Origin of the sequence: Nocardia ignorata NBRC 108230, assembly GCF_001612905.1 — a bacterium.
GTDB classification, from domain to species: Bacteria; Actinomycetota; Actinomycetes; order Mycobacteriales; family Mycobacteriaceae; genus Nocardia; species Nocardia ignorata.
This window is the reverse complement of sequence record NZ_BDBI01000002.1, coordinates 485,661-501,269: the sequence shown is the minus strand read 5'-3', so window position 1 is coordinate 501,269 and position 15,609 is coordinate 485,661. Positions and strand designations below refer to the sequence as shown.

Genomic DNA, 15,609 nt, shown 5'->3' with positions numbered 1-15,609 from the left:
TCTCCAGCGAATTGACCAAATGGTAAGTTACTTGTTGTACATATCGCCGTCAACAGTCATCGAAGGAGGGGACGTGACGAGCAGCGCGGGAACCAAGGGAGTCCCCCGAGCCGAGCGTGAGGCTCAGCTCCTGGACCTCGCGGCCGAGGAGATCGGCCGGGTCGGCTACGCGGGCCTGTCGATCGGCACGGTCGCCGCGCGCGCGGACGTATCCAAACCGCTCGTCTACACCTATTTCGGATCCAAAGACGGTCTGTACACGGCGTGCGTCCAGCGGGCCGGAACCGTCCTCGGCGATGCGATCGACGTGGCGATCGACACCACACCGACCCTCGCGATGGCGGAGCGAACACTGGCCGCGATCTTCACCGCCCTCGAACCACGCCCCCACGACTGGAAAGTCGTCTTCGACCGTTCCCACCCCGACAGCGGACCCGCCGCGGAAGCGGCCCGAGCGGCCCGAGCCCGGATCGCCGCCCAGGCCGAGCAGGGCGTCTCGGCGTTCCTCGCACACCGAGGACTGACGGACCCCGACGACAGATCCGCCCTGGTCGCGGTATGGACCGGAGTGGTAGCGGCTCTGGTCGATTGGTGGCTACAGCACCCACAGCACTCCGCCGAGGCGATGACCGAGCGCAGCCAACGCCTCGTCGCGAGCCTGCTCTGACCGGTGGGTTACGACTCGGACCACATCCTCGCCGCGCTGCTGCGATTTGCCGAACCGAAGGAGCGCGCACTTTCGCGAGGCAAGCGCCATCGCCGGGTTGCGCGCGGCCGTCAGTTCCGGGCCGCCGACAGTTCCGCGAGGTAATCGGCGACGGGGCCGGCCGTGAACAATCCGCCTGCCGCGCCCGCGGATTCGGCAGCCGCGGGTAGCAGGGCGGCGTGGGCGCGAGCGATGGTGTCCTGGTCACCGACCAGCAGCGCGGCGCGGCCGAGGACACACCAGAGTGCTTCGGCGTGCGGATCTCTCGGCGGATCGGGCAGGCCGCGCAGGGCGAGGCGCGCGGCCGCGAGGTCGCCGGCTTCGGCCAGGAGCAGCGGACGGATCCACGGCTCCGCCGGTCCCCACTCCGTGCCCGGCTCGGGCCGGAACGGGCGGTGGTGTTGAAGGTGCAGACCGAGCAGCGCCAGAGGCAGCAGTCCATCGGCCAGCCCCGGCATCCCGGACCCCGGCAGCAGTTCGGCGGCGCGGTGGTAAGCGGACCGTGCCTGCTCGAAAGGCTCGGTGACCGCTATTCGCAGGGCCCGATACCAGGTGGTGAAGACACCGACCAGCGGCAGGTCGTGCCGGGCCGACAACTCGTCGGCCGCCCGCGCATGAGTGTCGGCAAGCATGAGATCAGTTGCGGCACAAGCAGATTGCAAGTTTATCAGGTGACCGAGGACGGCGGTCCGTACCAAGCCGTGCTCCTCGCAGAGGGCCAGGAGACGCTCTCCGAGTACGGCACGTTCGGCGGCCAGACCGGTACGGGCGAAGCTCTGCATGTAGACACCGTTCAAGGCATAGGCCAGCAATGGCGCATCCCCCATTTCGCGCGCCGAACGCTCGGCTTCGCGGGCGGCGCGTTCGGCGCGCGGTCCGGCGTCGACGCCGCGGGACTCCACCCCGATCGTCGCCAGCAGTCGGCAGCGCAGCGCGGCGGGCCCGTCCGGTATCGCGGCGAGCGCGCGTTCGGCGCTGCGGACCAGCGACCGGGCCCGGGCCGGGTCGTCGGAGCGGGGCCACACGGCGGGCACGTCGTAGGCGCCGATCACGCGTGCGGTCAGGATCGGGTCGCCGAGTTGCTCGGCGGCGGTGACGGCCGCGGCGCGATGCCGCTGTGCCGCATCGAGTCCCGCACCCCCGGTGACGGCCAGGTCACGCATCAAACCGACCGTGGATTCGAGCCGGACGCGGTCGGAGACGGTGCTGTCGTAGGCGGCGGTAGCCTGCGCCCACAGCCGGGCCGCGTCACCGCTGCGATCCAGGTAGCCGGCTTGGCGCAGGACGTCTTGTTCCAGCCGGGCCAGGCGAGGGCCGGGTTCGAGACCGAGGTGGTCGCGCAGCATCGTTCGCGCGCGCCGCAGCACTGTGAGCGCGTCGGCCTGCCGACCGGCTCGATACAACGCGAGCGCCAGTAGGTGCCAGGCGTCTTCCCGCCACGGGTGTTCGACGACGTGTGCGTCCAGGTCGGCTACGGCGGCGGACGTGTCACCGAGTCCGATCCGAGCAGCGGCCAGCCGCTCGACCGCGAGCGAGCGCAGTTCGGTGAGCCGGCTGCGCGGCGCCAGCGCCCACGGCGCGTCGCCGGCTTCGGCGAAAGCGGGTCCGCGCCACCAGCTCAGCGCTTCGCTCAGTCCGGTCACCACCCGGGCAGGCGGCGCGTCGCCGAGCGCTTCGACCGTGTGGGCGAAGCGCCACACGTCCACCGCGTCGTCGGGCAGGCGCAGCGCGTAGCCGGGCCCTTCGGTGACCAGCACCCGTGCCGGGGTGCGTGGGGCACGCTCGGGCTCGAGGCCCCGGCGCAACGCGGCGACGAAGGTGCGTACGGTGCCGACGGGGTCGCGGGGTGGTTCGTCCCACAGGTCTGCCACCAGCACGTCGACCGGAACCACCCGGCGGTGGGCGGCGACCAGTCTGGCCAGTACGGCGCGCTGCCGCGGCCCACCGAGCGCGACCGGCGCACCGGCCTCGTCGAGCGCCCGCACGGCCCCGTACACACCGATCTCCACCCGACGTACCGTACCGACGCTCATCGGTTGCTCATTCGCGGCCCGCACTCTGGACCGGACCGAACGAATGGAGCAACCATGACTTTCCCCCACTTCGAGACCCACCTCGTCGAGGTAGCCGACGGGGTGCGACTCTCGGCGGCCGTCGGCGGATCGGGGAGCCCGATCGTGCTGCTGCACGGTTTTCCGCAGACCCGTCTGATGTGGCGGCACGTCGCCGCCGACCTCGCGACCGAACACACCGTCATCTGCCCCGACCTGCGTGGTTACGGCGCGAGCGACAAGCCGCTCGACGACGGCGACACCTACAGCAAGCGCGTCATGGCCGCCGACATCGTGGCGCTGGCCCGCGCGCTCGGCCACGATCGTTTCGCGCTGGTCGGGCACGATCGCGGCGCGCTGGTGGCATTCCGGGCCGGGCTGGACCACCCGGAGGTCATCACCCACCTCGCCTGCTTGGACGTGCTGCCCACCCTCGACATGTGGGATGCGCTGCACGGGACCGCCGGTGCTGTCGGCTTCCACCTGTATCTGATGGCGCAGCCGCCGGGTCTTCCGGAACGGATGATCACGGCCACGGCCGACGAGTTCTTCGGCTACTTCCTCGACGCCTGGACCCTCGATCCGCAGGCCCTCCCGGCGGAGGTCCGCGACGCCTACCTGGCCGCGAGCCGGGCAGCGGTCCCGTCCATCGTCGCCGACTACCGCGCCTCGGCCACCGCCGACGTCGACCACGATCACGCCGACCGGGCAGCGGGCAACACCCTCACCATGCCGGTCACCGTGCTGCAACAGGACTGGGGTGCCGCCCTCGGCTACGACGCCACCACCCTCTGGAAAGCATGGGCCCCCGATCTGCGGCATCGTACGGTCGAGGCAGGCCACTTCATGGCCGAACAGGACCCGGCACTGGTCACCGCCGAGATCCGCGCCCTGCTCACCCGCTGACCCCGAGCCCATCGGTCCACGGGCATGAAAAGGCCTTCCACTTGCGTGAACAAGTGAAAGGCCTGAGTGGAGCTAAGGGGAATCGAACCCCTGACCTTCTCGATGCGAACGAGACGCGCTACCAACTGCGCTATAGCCCCGTGCGGCTCTGGCGAACCGCGCTGTGACACTGTATCAGGCGGTGCGGCCGGATACCGAATCGGTGTGCTGACCTGCTGTTTTGCCGGTTATTCGCCGACGGCTCGACCGAGGTCGGTGACCCGGTGGCGTAGGGCTCGGGCGGTGGCCGGGTCGAAGGTTTCGAGGTGTTCGAACATCGGGTCCTCGTCGTCGGTGTCGAGCAGGGTGGAGCGGCGGCGCAGGGCGCGAGCGGTGTCGCGGTCCATGGTGCGGCGCGTGGTGGCCGCCTCGGGGGTGGCGGTGGTGGTTTCGCGGGTGCGGCCGCGCGCGAGGCGGGCCATGCGGCGGCGCCGGATCTCCTCCTCGACGTGCACCTGCTTTCGCAGGTACGCCAGGTAGCCGGCGAGCACGGCGGCGGACAGGCCGCAGGCCCACCAGAACATCGAGTTCAGCAGCAGACCGAAGGCCGCGAACAGGATGACGGCGACGATGAGGCCGAGCACCGCGCGCTGGCGGAAGCTGTAGCGGGCGGCGCGGGCGATAGCGTCGGCCTCGGGGTCGTAGCCGCCGCGTCCGCGCCGCGACGGCACGAAGTCCTCGTCGTCGTCGAGCGCGGCGGGTTCGGGCAGGTCGTCGAGGCGGGCGGGTGGTGCGGGTGGGATGCGCGCCGAGACCGGCGGCTCTTCCACGGCGGCCTCGACCGAATCCGGTTCGGCCGCTGCGTCGTCGGCCTCGGTGGCGGTGAGTTCGGCGTCGTTGTCGGGTTTTTCGTCGGGGCCGTGCTCGATGTCGTCGAGTTCTGCTGTGACGGTGGGCTTTTCGTCATCGCCTTCGGTGACGGGCTCATCGGTCGTCATCCGATCCTCCGAATCGGTACGGTGGGTGCGCTTGGTCAGCACACGGGGGCGATAGTCGGGGTCACTCTCGTGTCCGCCCGCCGCCCCGATGCGAATCCGTCGTTCGGCCCCGCCACGGTGCAGCACGCGCGTGGCGAGTGCGGCGTCGGTGGTGCGGCGGATCCGGGGATGCCGGTCCGCGAGGATCGGGAACAGGACGAATACCCACAGAACGACCAGTCCGATCCACAGGATCGAATTAGGCATCGCGGTCATCACCTCCCGTCCCCGCCAACGTGTTGTCCATCCGTGGACGCACTACCGACGTCCGTAGGTTAATTCGGGCACGCGCGCCCGTGTGGCAGGCGCGCCGTGCACACCTGCCACATGAGTAACAGAATTTTCACGGCAGCGCCGCTCGACCCTCCCTGACCAGGCGATCTACGACGGTGCCCATGACCTCTTCGACAGTCAAGCCCACCAGCAGGTGATCACGCCAGGCGCCGTCGACGTCGAGGTAACGACGCAGCAAACCCTCTTCCCGGAACCCGACATTGCGTAGAACGGCTTGGCTGGCAAGGTTTTCCGGCCGCACGGTGGCTTCCACCCGGTGCAGGCCGACCGGCCCGAAGCAGTGGTCGAGCCCGAGCCCGAGCGCCGCCGTCGCCACCCCTTGGCCGCCCAGATCCTTGGCCACCCAATATCCGATCCAGGCCGACCGCAGCGCCCCGCGCACGATATTGCCGATGGTGAGCTGCCCGCTGAACTGGCCGTCGACCTCGATGACCAGCGGAATCATCGCCCCGCGCCGCGCCTCGGCCTTCAGGCTCGTCCACAGCGACGGCCAGTTGGAGGCGTGGTTGCGTGCCTCCCAACTGCCCCGGCCGGTCGGTTCCCACGGTTCGAGGTGGTCGCGGTCGCGCAGCCGGATCCGGCTCCAGGCGGCGGCGTCGCGGAAACGCACCGGCCGCAAGGTGACCTGGCCGCCCGCCACGATCACCGGACCGAGACGAGCAGGCCACCCGGGATGCTGACCGGCCCGGAAGACGTTCATGGACTCCACTTCTCAGCCGCGCTGCGCCAGGAACGCGACCCGCACCTCGTCGCCGGTGCGGAAATCGGTGTCGTCGGGTTCCACCACGATCAGGCTGTTGGCCTCGGCCAGCGTCGCGAGCAGATGCGAGGAGCCGCCGTTGCCGTTGCCCAGCGGCTGCACCAGGTAGTCACCGGTGGCCTCGTCGCGCAGCAGCTGGGCGCGCAGGTAGCCCTTGCGGCCCGGCATCGAGGTGATGGGAGTGATGGTGCGCGCGTTGACGATTCGCCGCATCGGCTGACGCCGCCCGAGCGCGATGCGGATCAGCGGCCGCACCATCACCTCGAACACCACGAGCGCGCTCACCGGGTTCGACGGCAGCAGGAAGGTCGGCACCTCGTCGCGCCCGAGCCGTCCGAAGCCCTGGACGGACCCGGGGTGCATGGCGACCCGGTCCACTTCGAGCTCGCCCAGTCCGTCGAGCGCCTCGCGCACCTGCTCCGAGGCCCAGCCGCCGACCGCGCCCGCGATCACCACGACCTCCGAGCGCACCAGCTGACCTTCGACCACATCGCGCAGGCGGCGCGGGTCGGCGCTGACGATGCCGACCCGGTTCACGTCGGCGCCCGCGTCACGTGCGGCGGCGGCCAGCGCGTAGGAGTTCACGTCGTAGACCTGGCCGGGGCCGGGTGTGCGGTCGATATCGATCAGTTCGCCACCGATGGAGATCACCGACAGCCGGGGGCGCGGATGCACCAGCACCTTGTCCTGGCCGACGGCGGCGAGCAGGCCCACCTGGGCCGCGCCGATGATGGTTCCGGCGCGAACCGCCACGTCACCGGGCTGTACGTCGTCGCCCACGCGGCGCACGTAATCGCCGGAGCGCACCGGCTCGAACACCTTGATCCTGGCCCGGCCACCGTCGGTGAAATCGACCGGGAGCACCGCGTCGGCCAGCGTCGGCATGGGCGCGCCGGTGTCGACGCGCACCGTCTGCCTCGGTTGCAGCCGGATCGGCTGACGCGAACCCGCGACCACCTCGCCGACCACCGGCAGGGTGAGGTCGATGAGCTCGCCCTCTTCGTCGCGCACTTCGGCACCGGCGGCGCTCACATCGACACTGCGCACCGCGTAGCCGTCGATGGCGGCCTGGTCGAAGCCGGGCAGCGGCCGCTCGGTGACCACGTCCTCGGCGCACAGCAAACCCTGGGCCTCGGAAATCGCCACCCGGACCGGCCGGGGCGCGACCGCTGCCGCGGTGACCTTGATCAGCTGATCCTCAACCGAGCGCATCGAGCTCCTGTGTGTATCGGCGACGGCTTCGCCGGTTCCCATCGTTTTACGCGACCGGCGCTTGCGGGTCCCATTCCGGGCTGAGCCGGAACTTCAGCCACTCGCGCAGTTGCGGCCCGTATTCGTCCCGCTCGAGGGCGAAATCGACGGCAGCTCGAAGATAACCGCCCGGGTTGCCCAAATCGTGGCGCGACCCACGATGGACGACCACATGGACCGGGTGATCCTCGGCGATGAGCAGGGCGATGGCGTCGGTGAGCTGCAACTCGCCGCCCGCGCCGGGCTCGATGCGGCGCAGGGCGTCGAAGATCGCGCGGTCGAGCAGGTAGCGACCGGCGGCGGCCAGCGTCGACGGCGCGTCGGCCAGGTCGGGCTTCTCGACCATGCCGCGCACCCGGAGCACATCGGCCTCCGCGCCCTCGGCCAGGTCTTCCACGTCGAACACGCCGTAGGCGCTGACCTGCGACTTCGGCACGTCGATCGCGCACAGCACGGTGCCGCCGCGCTCACGACGGACCCGGCTCATCGTCTCGAGCACACCGCAGGGCAGCACGAGGTCGTCGGGCAGCAGCACCGCGATCGCGTCCTCGTCGGCGTCGAGGACGGGCTCGGCCTGGGCGACGGCATGACCGAGACCGAGCGGCTCCTCCTGCACGACGGAGGTGACGTCGAGCAGGCCCGGCGCCTTGCGCACCTTCTCGAGCAGCGCGAACTTGCCGCGCTCGGCGAGGGTGCTCTCCAGGACGAGGTCCTCGACGAAGTGGGCGACCACGCCGTCCTTACCCGGCGAGGTGACGATCACGAGGCGGTCGGCACCGGAATCCGCGGCCTCGGCGGCGACCAGTTCGATGCCGGGCGTGTCGACTACCGGCAGCAGTTCCTTGGGCACCGTTTTGGTCGCAGGCAGAAACCGCGTTCCGAGTCCGGCCGCGGGGACAACCGCAGTGCGGAAACCGGAAGTCTTGTCTGTCATGCGCATACCCTATCCATTCAGCGTGCCGTCCGATCGCCCGTCGCGACGATCCGGCGTCGGCAAGAGCTTAGGGTGGTCGCTGTGGAGATGCCCGGTGAGCGCACGAAATATGCGTGGCGACGTGAGATCCTGGCCACCCGGGCCGCCGTGAGACCCGCCGAACACGCCCGTGAGGCGAGTGCCCTCGCGGCCACCGCGGCCCTGCTGGCCGGGGCCGATGAGGTGGTGTGCGCCTACGTGCCGACGAAGACCGAACCGGGCGATCTGCGCATGCTCGATGCGCTGCGCGAGCGCGGCGCCACAGTGTTGCTGCCCGTCACCGGAGCGCCGGGACCGCTGAGCTGGGCGCGCTACGCGGGCGCCGATTCGCTGCGCCCCGCGCGCTACGGCCTGCTCGAACCGACCACCGAGACCTTGCCGCCACCGGTGGTCGCCGAGGCCGCCACGATCCTCGTCCCGGCGCTCGCGGTCGACCGGCGCGGCGTGCGCCTCGGGCGCGGCGCCGGGTACTACGACCGCACCCTCGGCCTGGCGAGTGCGGGCGCGCGGTTGATCGCGGTGGTCCGTGACGTCGAGCTGGTTGTCGAGTTGCCCGAGGAACCGCACGACCATCGGATGGGCTGGGCGTTGACGCCCGAGGCGGGCCTGAGCGAGCTGAGTGATCCCCGCGCGTGAGCGGCGGAATGAAAAGGCGATTGGCGAGGTTGGCAGTGTCGGCGGTAGAGTGCTAGATCGACGAGACTTGCGGAGGATCCTGTGCCAACTTATTCGTACGCGTGCACCGAGTGTGACAACCGCTTCGACATCGTTCAGTCCTTCTCCGAGGATTCACTGACGGAATGCCCGCAGTGCACGGGGAAGCTGCGGAAGCTGTTCAACTCGGTCGGGATTGTGTTCAAGGGCAGCGGCTTCTACCGCACCGACAGCCGTGGTGGCGCGTCCACCGCGAGCGAGCCGGCGAAGTCCTCGGACGGCAATGGCAGTTCCTCGTCGAGCGGGTCGACGTCGAGCGCCGCCGCTCCCGCCGCCGCGAGCTGAGCGAAAAGTTCTCCACACCCCCGAGTTGTCCACAGGCGGCCTTTTCGCCGTTGTCGGTGCTGTCGCCGCGTTCCTAGGCTTCGGGCATGACTCGCAGCCTTGCCGACCTGGGACGTGGCAGCTCCTGGCGGTTCGCTCTCGGTAATCGCCCGGCCTGGGCCGATGTTCTGCTGGCGCGGCGTATCATTGCCGCCGCGCTCGCCGTCGTCGCCATCGTCCTGTTCGTGCGCGGCGACCCGGGTCGGGCATGGCAACCGGTGGTGGTCGCCGCCCACGATCTGTCACCCGGACGGGTACTCACCGCCGACGATGTGCGGGTCGATCGCCACGAAAGCCGAACTCTGCCCACCGGTTTCGCCGCCGACACAGCTCCCCTGCTCGGTGCGACCCTCACCGGCGCCATGCGCGCGGGTGAGACGTTCACCGATCTGCGGGTGATCGGTCCTCGCCTGGCCGCGGCTGCGGCGGGCACCGACGACGCCCGCATCGTGCCGATCCGATTGGCCGATTCAGCGGTGGCCGAGGTGCTGCGCGCGGGCGACCGCGTGGATGTGGTCGGCGTCGACGACGTCGGCGGGTCGGGTACCGATGCACCGGCACGCACTCTGGCGAAAGATGCCGCGGTCGTGCTCGTCACCGCGACCGCCGATCGACGTGCGGAACGGGTGGTACTCGTCGCGCTGGCCACCGAGTACGCGACCGCGGTGGCCGGAGCGTCCTTACGCACGGCGCTCACCGTGGTGTTCCATTGACACACTCCGACAACGAGCGTGATACCGCCGAACACCGAACCTTCTACCGCGCAGGGGAATCGGGGCCGCCCGGAAGAGAGCGGCCCCCGTCCCCGCTCAGCCGAGGCTGAACGGCTGGCCCCACAGCGTCACCCAGCTGATGACATTGTCGGTCTCGACCTCCACACTCACGAACGAGCGCGCCTGCGCGTACCCGCCGCACCCGGACAGGCCGATGGTTTCGTCGGCCCAGGTCACCGAGCCGTTGGAACCCTTGAATTTGTTGTTTTTGGAATGCGATTCGTTGCCGTAGTCGTCGGCCTTCTCGAGATCGAGCACGTAGAACGACTGCGCCTGGCCCGGTCCGAGCGACAGCTCGCCACCGGTGCCGATGCCGCCGGTGCCTGCGCCCGCGTCGTCGACCGCACCCTCGCCCTCGCCGCTCACGCCACCACCGGCGATGTTCACCTGGCAGCCGACGGTGTAACCGGGGTAGATCTTGCCGCCCGATGCGTCACCACCACCGGACACCGACACCTGGGCACTACCCGACACCCACGCGTTGCGGTGCACCGGAGTCGAACCCATCGACGGGCTGATGGTTGCGGATTCGCCGACCATCTTGATGTTCACGACGGTGCCGTCCGACAGCGTCTTGGTGATCTCGCCGCCGGGCAGCGGCACGAAGGTGTCGGCATGGGCGGCGCCGACGGAGAACAGCCCGATGGTGCAGGACACGGCGGCAGCCACGCCCGCCGCCCGCGTCATAATCTTGCGATTGATCATCTCAGTAGACCCCTCGAGGGTGAATTCGATCGAGCTGGCAGGATTTTCGGCGGTCGTCCGGCTCAGCCGATGCTGAACGGCATGCCGTAGAGCGTGGTCTTGGAGTAGTGGTCGCCGATGATCTCGACCACCGTGTACGCGCGGGCCTGGGCGTAACCGCCGCAGCCCTGCACCTGGATCTCGGCGTCCTGGTAGTCGATGGCGTAGACGCCGGGCTTGGTGATGTCCTTCGAACTGATCTGCGCGAACGCCACCTCACCCGGACCGAGGTTGAGCCCGATCGAACCACCGGCGCTGACGCCACCGGTGCTCACGCCACCGGACACACCGGCACCGATCGCGTCGTCGGCGATGCTCACCTGGCAGCCGACGATGTAACCGGTATTGAGCTGCGAAGTGCCGTGTGTGGACGAATTATTGGAGCCGGGACGACCGGACGGACCGTTCCACGGCCCGGGCTCGCCCTCCGGTGTCTGCTGGACATCGGCCACGACGCTGCCGCTCACCCAGGCCACCCGGCCCGCGCCGTTGGCGGCGAGCGAGGGCGAGATGGTCGCCTTCTCGCCCACGCGGGTGATGCTCAGACCGGGGCCTGCCTTATGACCGTCGGGCAGCGGCACGAAGGTATCGGCGTTGGCGGCACCGGCCGACAGCAGGCCGATCGCCACCGCCACCGCGGCGCCTGCGCTCCAGGCGCCGCGCACACGATTGGTGCGGTTCTCGCTCATTGTTCCCCTCGAGGTATACGCAAAATCGACCTCGACCATCGAGGTCGATATCTGTAACGCACCCGGCCCCAGCTGAGGTGTGCCTCAAGGGCACAGCACCGCTGGCAACAGGACAGCCAGTCCTGCCGGGAGGTGGATCGAGAAGCCTGCGGTCACCGAATCGGCGCGAGCTGAGCCGATCGGCGAACGAAACGCGGATGAATCCGACCGCGAGAGCAGTCGATTCGCAACAAACATAATGAGAGCCCTTGGCTATGTCCAGCGAACGCCGAAAGGGCCCGTGCACACGCACGGGCCCTTTCGCTTACCGATCAGCTGATCTCGCACCAACATGGGTAACTCGCCGGGGACGGGCTGACCCCGCCACCATCCTGGTCTGGCCGCCGACGCAAGCCTCCCCGCGCCCAGGTCTGGCCTGAATTCGCGGGGAGGCGGGACAACAGATCAGCCGAGGCTGAAGGGCTGGCCCCACAGGGTGACCCAGCTGATCACATTGTCGGTCTCGACCTCGACGCTCACGAAGGCACGAGCCTGCGCGTAGCCGGCGCAGCCGGACAGGCCGATGGTGGTGTCCGACCAGGTCACCGAGCCACTGCCGTTCTTGAACTTGTTGTTCTTGCTGTGCGATTCGTTGCCGTAGTCGTCGGCCTTCTCGATGTCGAGAACGTAGAACGACTTCGCCTGGCCGGGGCCGAGCGAGAGCTCGCCGCCGGTGCCGACGCCACCGGAGGCGTTGCCTTCCCAGTCGGATTCGACCGAGCCGTCACCGGAGACACCGCCACCGGCGATGTTCACCTGGCAACCGACGGTGTAACCCGGGTAGATCTTGCCGCTGCCCCCGTCGGAGACGCTGACCTGGGCGCTACCGGAGACCCACGCGTTGCGGTGGACCGGAGTGGAACCCATCGACGGGCTGATGAGCGCGGACTCGCCGACCAGGCTGATGTCGACGACGGTGCCGTCCGACAGCGTCTTGGTGATGTGGCCGCCGGGCAGCGGCACGAAGGTATCGGCGTTGGCCGCGCCCGTGGAGAACAGGCCGACAGCCACGGTGGCCGCGGCGCCGACGCCCGCCATCCGCGCCATGAACTTACGGTTGATCATAGGATTTGTCCCTCGAGGAGTGAGATCGCCGTAGCGAGAAGAGGATTCGTACAGGCTCGAGCGATGTCAGCCGATGCTGAACGGCGCGCCGTACAGGGTGGTCTTCGAGTAGTGGTCGCCGATGATCTCGACCACGGTGTAGGCCCGGGCCTGCGCGTAACCGGCGCAGCCCTGGATCTCGATTTCCGCGTCCTGGTAATCGATCGCGTAGACGCCCGCCTTGAGGATGTCCTTCGAGCTGATCTGCACGAACTTGACCTCACCCGGGCCGAGGTTCACGCCGATCGAACCGCCGGCGCTGACGCCGCCGGTGCTCACGCCACCGGACACACCGGCGCCGATCGCGTCGTCGGCGATGCTCACCTGGCAACCGACGATGTAGCCGGTGTTCAGCTGGGAGGTGCCGTGGGTGGAGGAGTTGTTGGAGCCGTCGCGGCCGCTCGGGCCGTTCCAGGGGCCAGCCTCACCCTCGGGGGTCGCGGTGACGTCGGCGATGGCCGAGCCCGAGACCCACACGACGCGACCTGCGCCGTTGGCCGCCATCGACGGCGAAATCAGGGCGCTCCCGCCGGTACGGGTGATGGTCACCCCGGGGCCTGCCTTCTGACCGTCCGGCAACGGTACGAAGGTGTCTGCGTTGGCGGCACCGGTCGACAGCAGGCCGATGGCCATGGCGGCCGCGGCAGCGCCGACGCCCGCGGCACGGGCGCCGCGGCGCACACCGGTGGTGCGGTTCTCGCTCATACTTCCCCTCATCAGTGTTCTCTAACAGCCGGTCTCGACTTTCGTGACCGGACGGGTGGACCTCACAGGCCCAGCTCAGTGTGTCGCCCCTTTGTTGCCGTTACGTAACCGACTGTTATTTCGGCGATACGGCCGGGGTCGGCGGAGCTACCCGAAGGTAGGGCTGCACCGGATGTTCAACGCACAGAAGTTGAGTACTGCGGGGACCGATTGTGGTGGGTCTGGATGGCGAACATTAAACGCTGCGTTCTAGTTCCAGCAACCGTAGAGTTCGTAAATTTCACTGTGACACCCCACACAAGTTCATACATCGCCACATGCTTTGACATGCATAAATGCCCTGACCTTCAGGTTTGTCAAGTGGGATGGACAGCTCCGCTTTCGGGACCGCAAACCGTCGCTTATACGACAAAGGACCACACGTGAAGTGTGGTCCTCGGAAAATGTAGCCGCTTCGCAATGGGTTAATACTGGATTAACCCCGGTTGGCTATCACGTAGCGGGAAAGGCAGATAACGGGGCGGTCACCCGTGGTGCGGCGGTATTTGCGAACGCAGCCACTCGTCGTCGTCGGAACCGCGCGAACCGTCCCCGCGCTCGTCAGCGGTGGTTTCGGGCAGCACATCGCCGAAGATCCGCGCGAGCCGGGCCGCTTCGGCGGCCTTGCGCCGCGCGGCCTCGCGCTCCTCGGGCGATGTGCTGTCCGACGCGTTCATCGAATCACTCGTCCAGACCGGAGAGTTCGCCGATCACCCGGCTCGCCAGCGGGCCGAGGGTGGCCATGCCGTCGCGCACCGCCGAGCGGGTGCCCGGCAGGTTCACCACGAGGGTGCTGCCGGAAATGCCGGAGACCCCACGCGACAGACCCGCGTCGAGCGAGCCGGCCACGCGGCCCGACGCGCGCAGCGCCTCGGTGATGCCGGGCAGTTCCCGGTCGAGCACCTGGGCGGTGGCCTCGGGGGTGACATCACGCGGCGACATACCCGTGCCGCCGACCGAGATCACCAGGTCCACACCGCCGATGACGGCGGTGTTGAGCGCGTTGCGGATCTCGACCTCGTCGGCCTGCACGGTCACCGAGGCGTCGACCAGGAAGCCCGCTTCGTTGAGCAATTCGGTGACGAGCGGGCCGAGCGAGTCGACGCCGCCGTGCGCCGTCCGGTCGTCGACGACCACTACAAGTGCCCGCCCTGCCACGGGAGCATCGATGTCCATGGTCATCACCGTAGCGCCTACGCACGACAGTGCCGCGTTCGATCGCATCATCGACCGCTCTCCGCCGCGGCGGCCGTGAGCGTGACGTCCACGGTCTTGGCGTTTCCGCCCTGTTCGTCGGTGTAGGTGATCTTCACGGTGTCTCCTGGCTGGCGGGAACGGACGGCGGCGATCAGCGCGTCGCCGGAATCGATGGGCCGATCGTCGAGGCGGGTGATGATCGCGCCCGCGGGGATGCCGGCCTTGGCGGCAGGCCCGTCCGGAGTCGCCTCGAGCACCCGGGCGGCCGTGTCGAGCGGACGCAGTTTGATCCCGATCTGGGCATAGGTGGCCTTGCCGGTCTTGATGAGTTCGTCGGCCACGCGGCGCGCCTGGTCGACCGGGATGGCGAAGCCGAGGCCGATGGATCCGCTCTGCGCGCCCGTCATCTCGCCGCCGAGGCTGGCGATGGCGGTGTTGATGCCGATGAGCTTGCCCTGGCCGTCGACGAGCGCGCCGCCGGAGTTGCCCGGGTTGATCGCGGCGTCGGTCTGGATCGCGTCGATGACCGGGTTCACCTGGCTCGGTGTGCCCTCACCGCTGGTCGAGACGGGCCGGTTGAGCGCCGAGACAATGCCCGTGGTGACGGTGCCTGCCAGGCCGAGCGGCGAACCGATCGCGATCACCGGCTGGCCCACCGCGAGTCCGTCAGAGGTGCCCAGTTCGATCGGGGTGAGGCCGGTCTTGTCGGCCTTGATGACGGCCAGGTCGGACACCGGGTCGGCGCCGATCATGGTGGCGGGCGCGGTGCTGCCGTCGCTGAACACCACCTCCATCTTCGCCCCCGATCCGGCGCCCGCGGCGACGTGGTTGTTGGTCAGGATCAGCCCGTCCGAGGACAGCACGACCCCCGATCCCTCGCCGGACGCGCGGGTGCCCGCGACCTTGATCATCACCACGCTGGGCAGCACCCGCTGCGCCACCGCCTGGGTCGACCCGGCGGGCGCGTTGGCGGCGTTGTTCACCTCGGGTCGTGGCGCCTCGAGCGCGTTGGTCACCGGCGCCGGATCGGAGTCGGCGGCGAGCACGCCGACCACACCGCCGACGCCGCCGCTCACCAGCGCCAGCGCGGTGGCTCCGGCGATCAACCCGAGCCGCAACGGCTTTCGCGGGGCCGCGGGCGGGGCGGTGTAGGGCTGCTGGGCGTACGGCTGGGGTCCGTAGCCGTGCTGCGCGGGCCCATACGGGTGGCTACCCGGCACGGTGGCGGGGTGATCCGCCTGTCCCGGGCCGTGGCCGCCGAGGGGGTGGTCGGCGGGCCGCTGCTGGGGATCGTCGTTCATGGTCACCTTCTCTCACACTTGCC

General features: G+C 69.2%; 17 protein-coding genes and 1 tRNA gene. 5 read left to right on the top strand and 13 right to left on the bottom strand.

Annotation, left to right across the window (positions count from 1 at the left end; genetic code table 11):
- Positions 1–73 precede the first annotated feature (73 nt).
- On the top strand, positions 74–667 hold the full coding sequence (locus tag NI2_RS02575) for a TetR/AcrR family transcriptional regulator (RefSeq protein WP_067485457.1): 594 nt from the start codon (positions 74–76) through the stop codon (positions 665–667).
- A 110-nt stretch (positions 668–777) separates the two neighbouring features.
- On the opposite strand, the gene NI2_RS02570 is transcribed toward NI2_RS02575, so the two are convergent.
- On the bottom strand, positions 778–2,739 hold the full coding sequence (locus NI2_RS02570) for an AfsR/SARP family transcriptional regulator (RefSeq protein WP_067485455.1): 1,962 nt from the start codon (positions 2,737–2,739) through the stop codon (positions 778–780).
- A 54-nt stretch (positions 2,740–2,793) separates the two neighbouring features.
- Between NI2_RS02570 and NI2_RS02565 the strand changes: the two genes are divergently transcribed.
- Complete coding sequence (locus NI2_RS02565; protein ID WP_067485453.1) at positions 2,794–3,663, top strand: alpha/beta fold hydrolase; 870 nt, start codon at positions 2,794–2,796, stop codon at positions 3,661–3,663.
- Positions 3,664–3,730: 67 nt separating this feature from the next.
- Here NI2_RS02565 and NI2_RS02560 read toward each other — a convergent pair.
- From NI2_RS02560 to NI2_RS02540, 5 genes are all read right to left on the bottom strand, one after another.
- Positions 3,731–3,803: transfer RNA gene (locus NI2_RS02560), tRNA-Ala, on the bottom strand.
- Between the two features lie 87 nt (positions 3,804–3,890).
- The gene (gene sepX / locus NI2_RS02555; RefSeq protein WP_174552171.1) at positions 3,891–4,886 is read right to left on the bottom strand and encodes a divisome protein SepX/GlpR; all 996 of its coding nucleotides are present in this window, start codon (positions 4,884–4,886) and stop codon (positions 3,891–3,893) included.
- Between the two features lie 136 nt (positions 4,887–5,022).
- The gene (locus tag NI2_RS02550; protein ID WP_067485934.1) at positions 5,023–5,673 is read right to left on the bottom strand and encodes a GNAT family N-acetyltransferase; all 651 of its coding nucleotides are present in this window, start codon (positions 5,671–5,673) and stop codon (positions 5,023–5,025) included.
- Between the two features lie 12 nt (positions 5,674–5,685).
- A complete protein-coding gene (gene glp, locus NI2_RS02545) occupies positions 5,686–6,945 on the bottom strand; it encodes a molybdotransferase-like divisome protein Glp (RefSeq protein ID WP_067485931.1) in 1,260 nt (419 codons plus the stop codon).
- A 46-nt stretch (positions 6,946–6,991) separates the two neighbouring features.
- Positions 6,992–7,918 (bottom strand): UTP--glucose-1-phosphate uridylyltransferase, encoded by a 927-nt coding sequence (locus tag NI2_RS02540; RefSeq protein WP_067485930.1) that lies wholly within the window; start codon positions 7,916–7,918, stop codon positions 6,992–6,994.
- Between the two features lie 87 nt (positions 7,919–8,005).
- Here NI2_RS02540 and NI2_RS02535 point away from each other — a divergent pair, with 87 nt between their 5' ends.
- The 3 genes from NI2_RS02535 to NI2_RS02525 all read left to right on the top strand — a co-directional run bounded on the left by NI2_RS02535 (position 8,006) and on the right by NI2_RS02525 (position 9,708).
- Positions 8,006–8,593, top strand: a complete 588-nt coding sequence (locus NI2_RS02535) for a 5-formyltetrahydrofolate cyclo-ligase (RefSeq protein ID WP_067485927.1) — start codon at positions 8,006–8,008, stop codon at positions 8,591–8,593.
- A gap of 81 nt (positions 8,594–8,674) precedes the next feature.
- The gene (locus NI2_RS02530) at positions 8,675–8,956 is read left to right on the top strand and encodes an FmdB family zinc ribbon protein (RefSeq protein WP_067485448.1); all 282 of its coding nucleotides are present in this window, start codon (positions 8,675–8,677) and stop codon (positions 8,954–8,956) included.
- A gap of 86 nt (positions 8,957–9,042) precedes the next feature.
- Complete coding sequence (locus tag NI2_RS02525; RefSeq protein WP_067485446.1) at positions 9,043–9,708, top strand: SAF domain-containing protein; 666 nt, start codon at positions 9,043–9,045, stop codon at positions 9,706–9,708.
- A gap of 96 nt (positions 9,709–9,804) precedes the next feature.
- Here the strand turns inward: NI2_RS02525 and NI2_RS02520 are convergent, their stop codons facing one another.
- The 7 genes from NI2_RS02520 to NI2_RS02490 form a co-directional block, all read right to left on the bottom strand.
- Entirely contained in the window at positions 9,805–10,473 is a 669-nt protein-coding gene (locus NI2_RS02520; protein ID WP_067485444.1) for an MspA family porin, read from the bottom strand.
- A 62-nt stretch (positions 10,474–10,535) separates the two neighbouring features.
- A complete protein-coding gene (locus NI2_RS02515; protein ID WP_067485442.1) occupies positions 10,536–11,201 on the bottom strand; it encodes an MspA family porin in 666 nt (221 codons plus the stop codon).
- Between the two features lie 444 nt (positions 11,202–11,645).
- The gene (locus tag NI2_RS02510) at positions 11,646–12,305 is read right to left on the bottom strand and encodes an MspA family porin (RefSeq protein WP_067485440.1); all 660 of its coding nucleotides are present in this window, start codon (positions 12,303–12,305) and stop codon (positions 11,646–11,648) included.
- Between the two features lie 66 nt (positions 12,306–12,371).
- Positions 12,372–13,049, bottom strand: a complete 678-nt coding sequence (locus tag NI2_RS02505) for an MspA family porin (RefSeq protein WP_067485438.1) — start codon at positions 13,047–13,049, stop codon at positions 12,372–12,374.
- 524 nt (positions 13,050–13,573) lie between these two features.
- On the bottom strand, positions 13,574–13,765 hold the full coding sequence (locus tag NI2_RS02500; RefSeq protein WP_067485436.1) for a hypothetical protein: 192 nt from the start codon (positions 13,763–13,765) through the stop codon (positions 13,574–13,576).
- 4 nt (positions 13,766–13,769) lie between these two features.
- Positions 13,770–14,312 carry a MogA/MoaB family molybdenum cofactor biosynthesis protein gene (locus NI2_RS02495; RefSeq protein ID WP_181696798.1) on the bottom strand — a complete coding sequence of 181 codons (543 nt, stop codon included), beginning with the start codon at positions 14,310–14,312 and terminating at the stop codon, positions 13,770–13,772.
- Entirely contained in the window at positions 14,312–15,586 is a 1,275-nt protein-coding gene (locus tag NI2_RS02490) for a S1C family serine protease (RefSeq protein WP_067485432.1), read from the bottom strand. The genes NI2_RS02495 and NI2_RS02490 overlap by 1 nt, the downstream gene beginning before the upstream one ends.
- Positions 15,587–15,609: the final 23 nt, after the last annotated feature.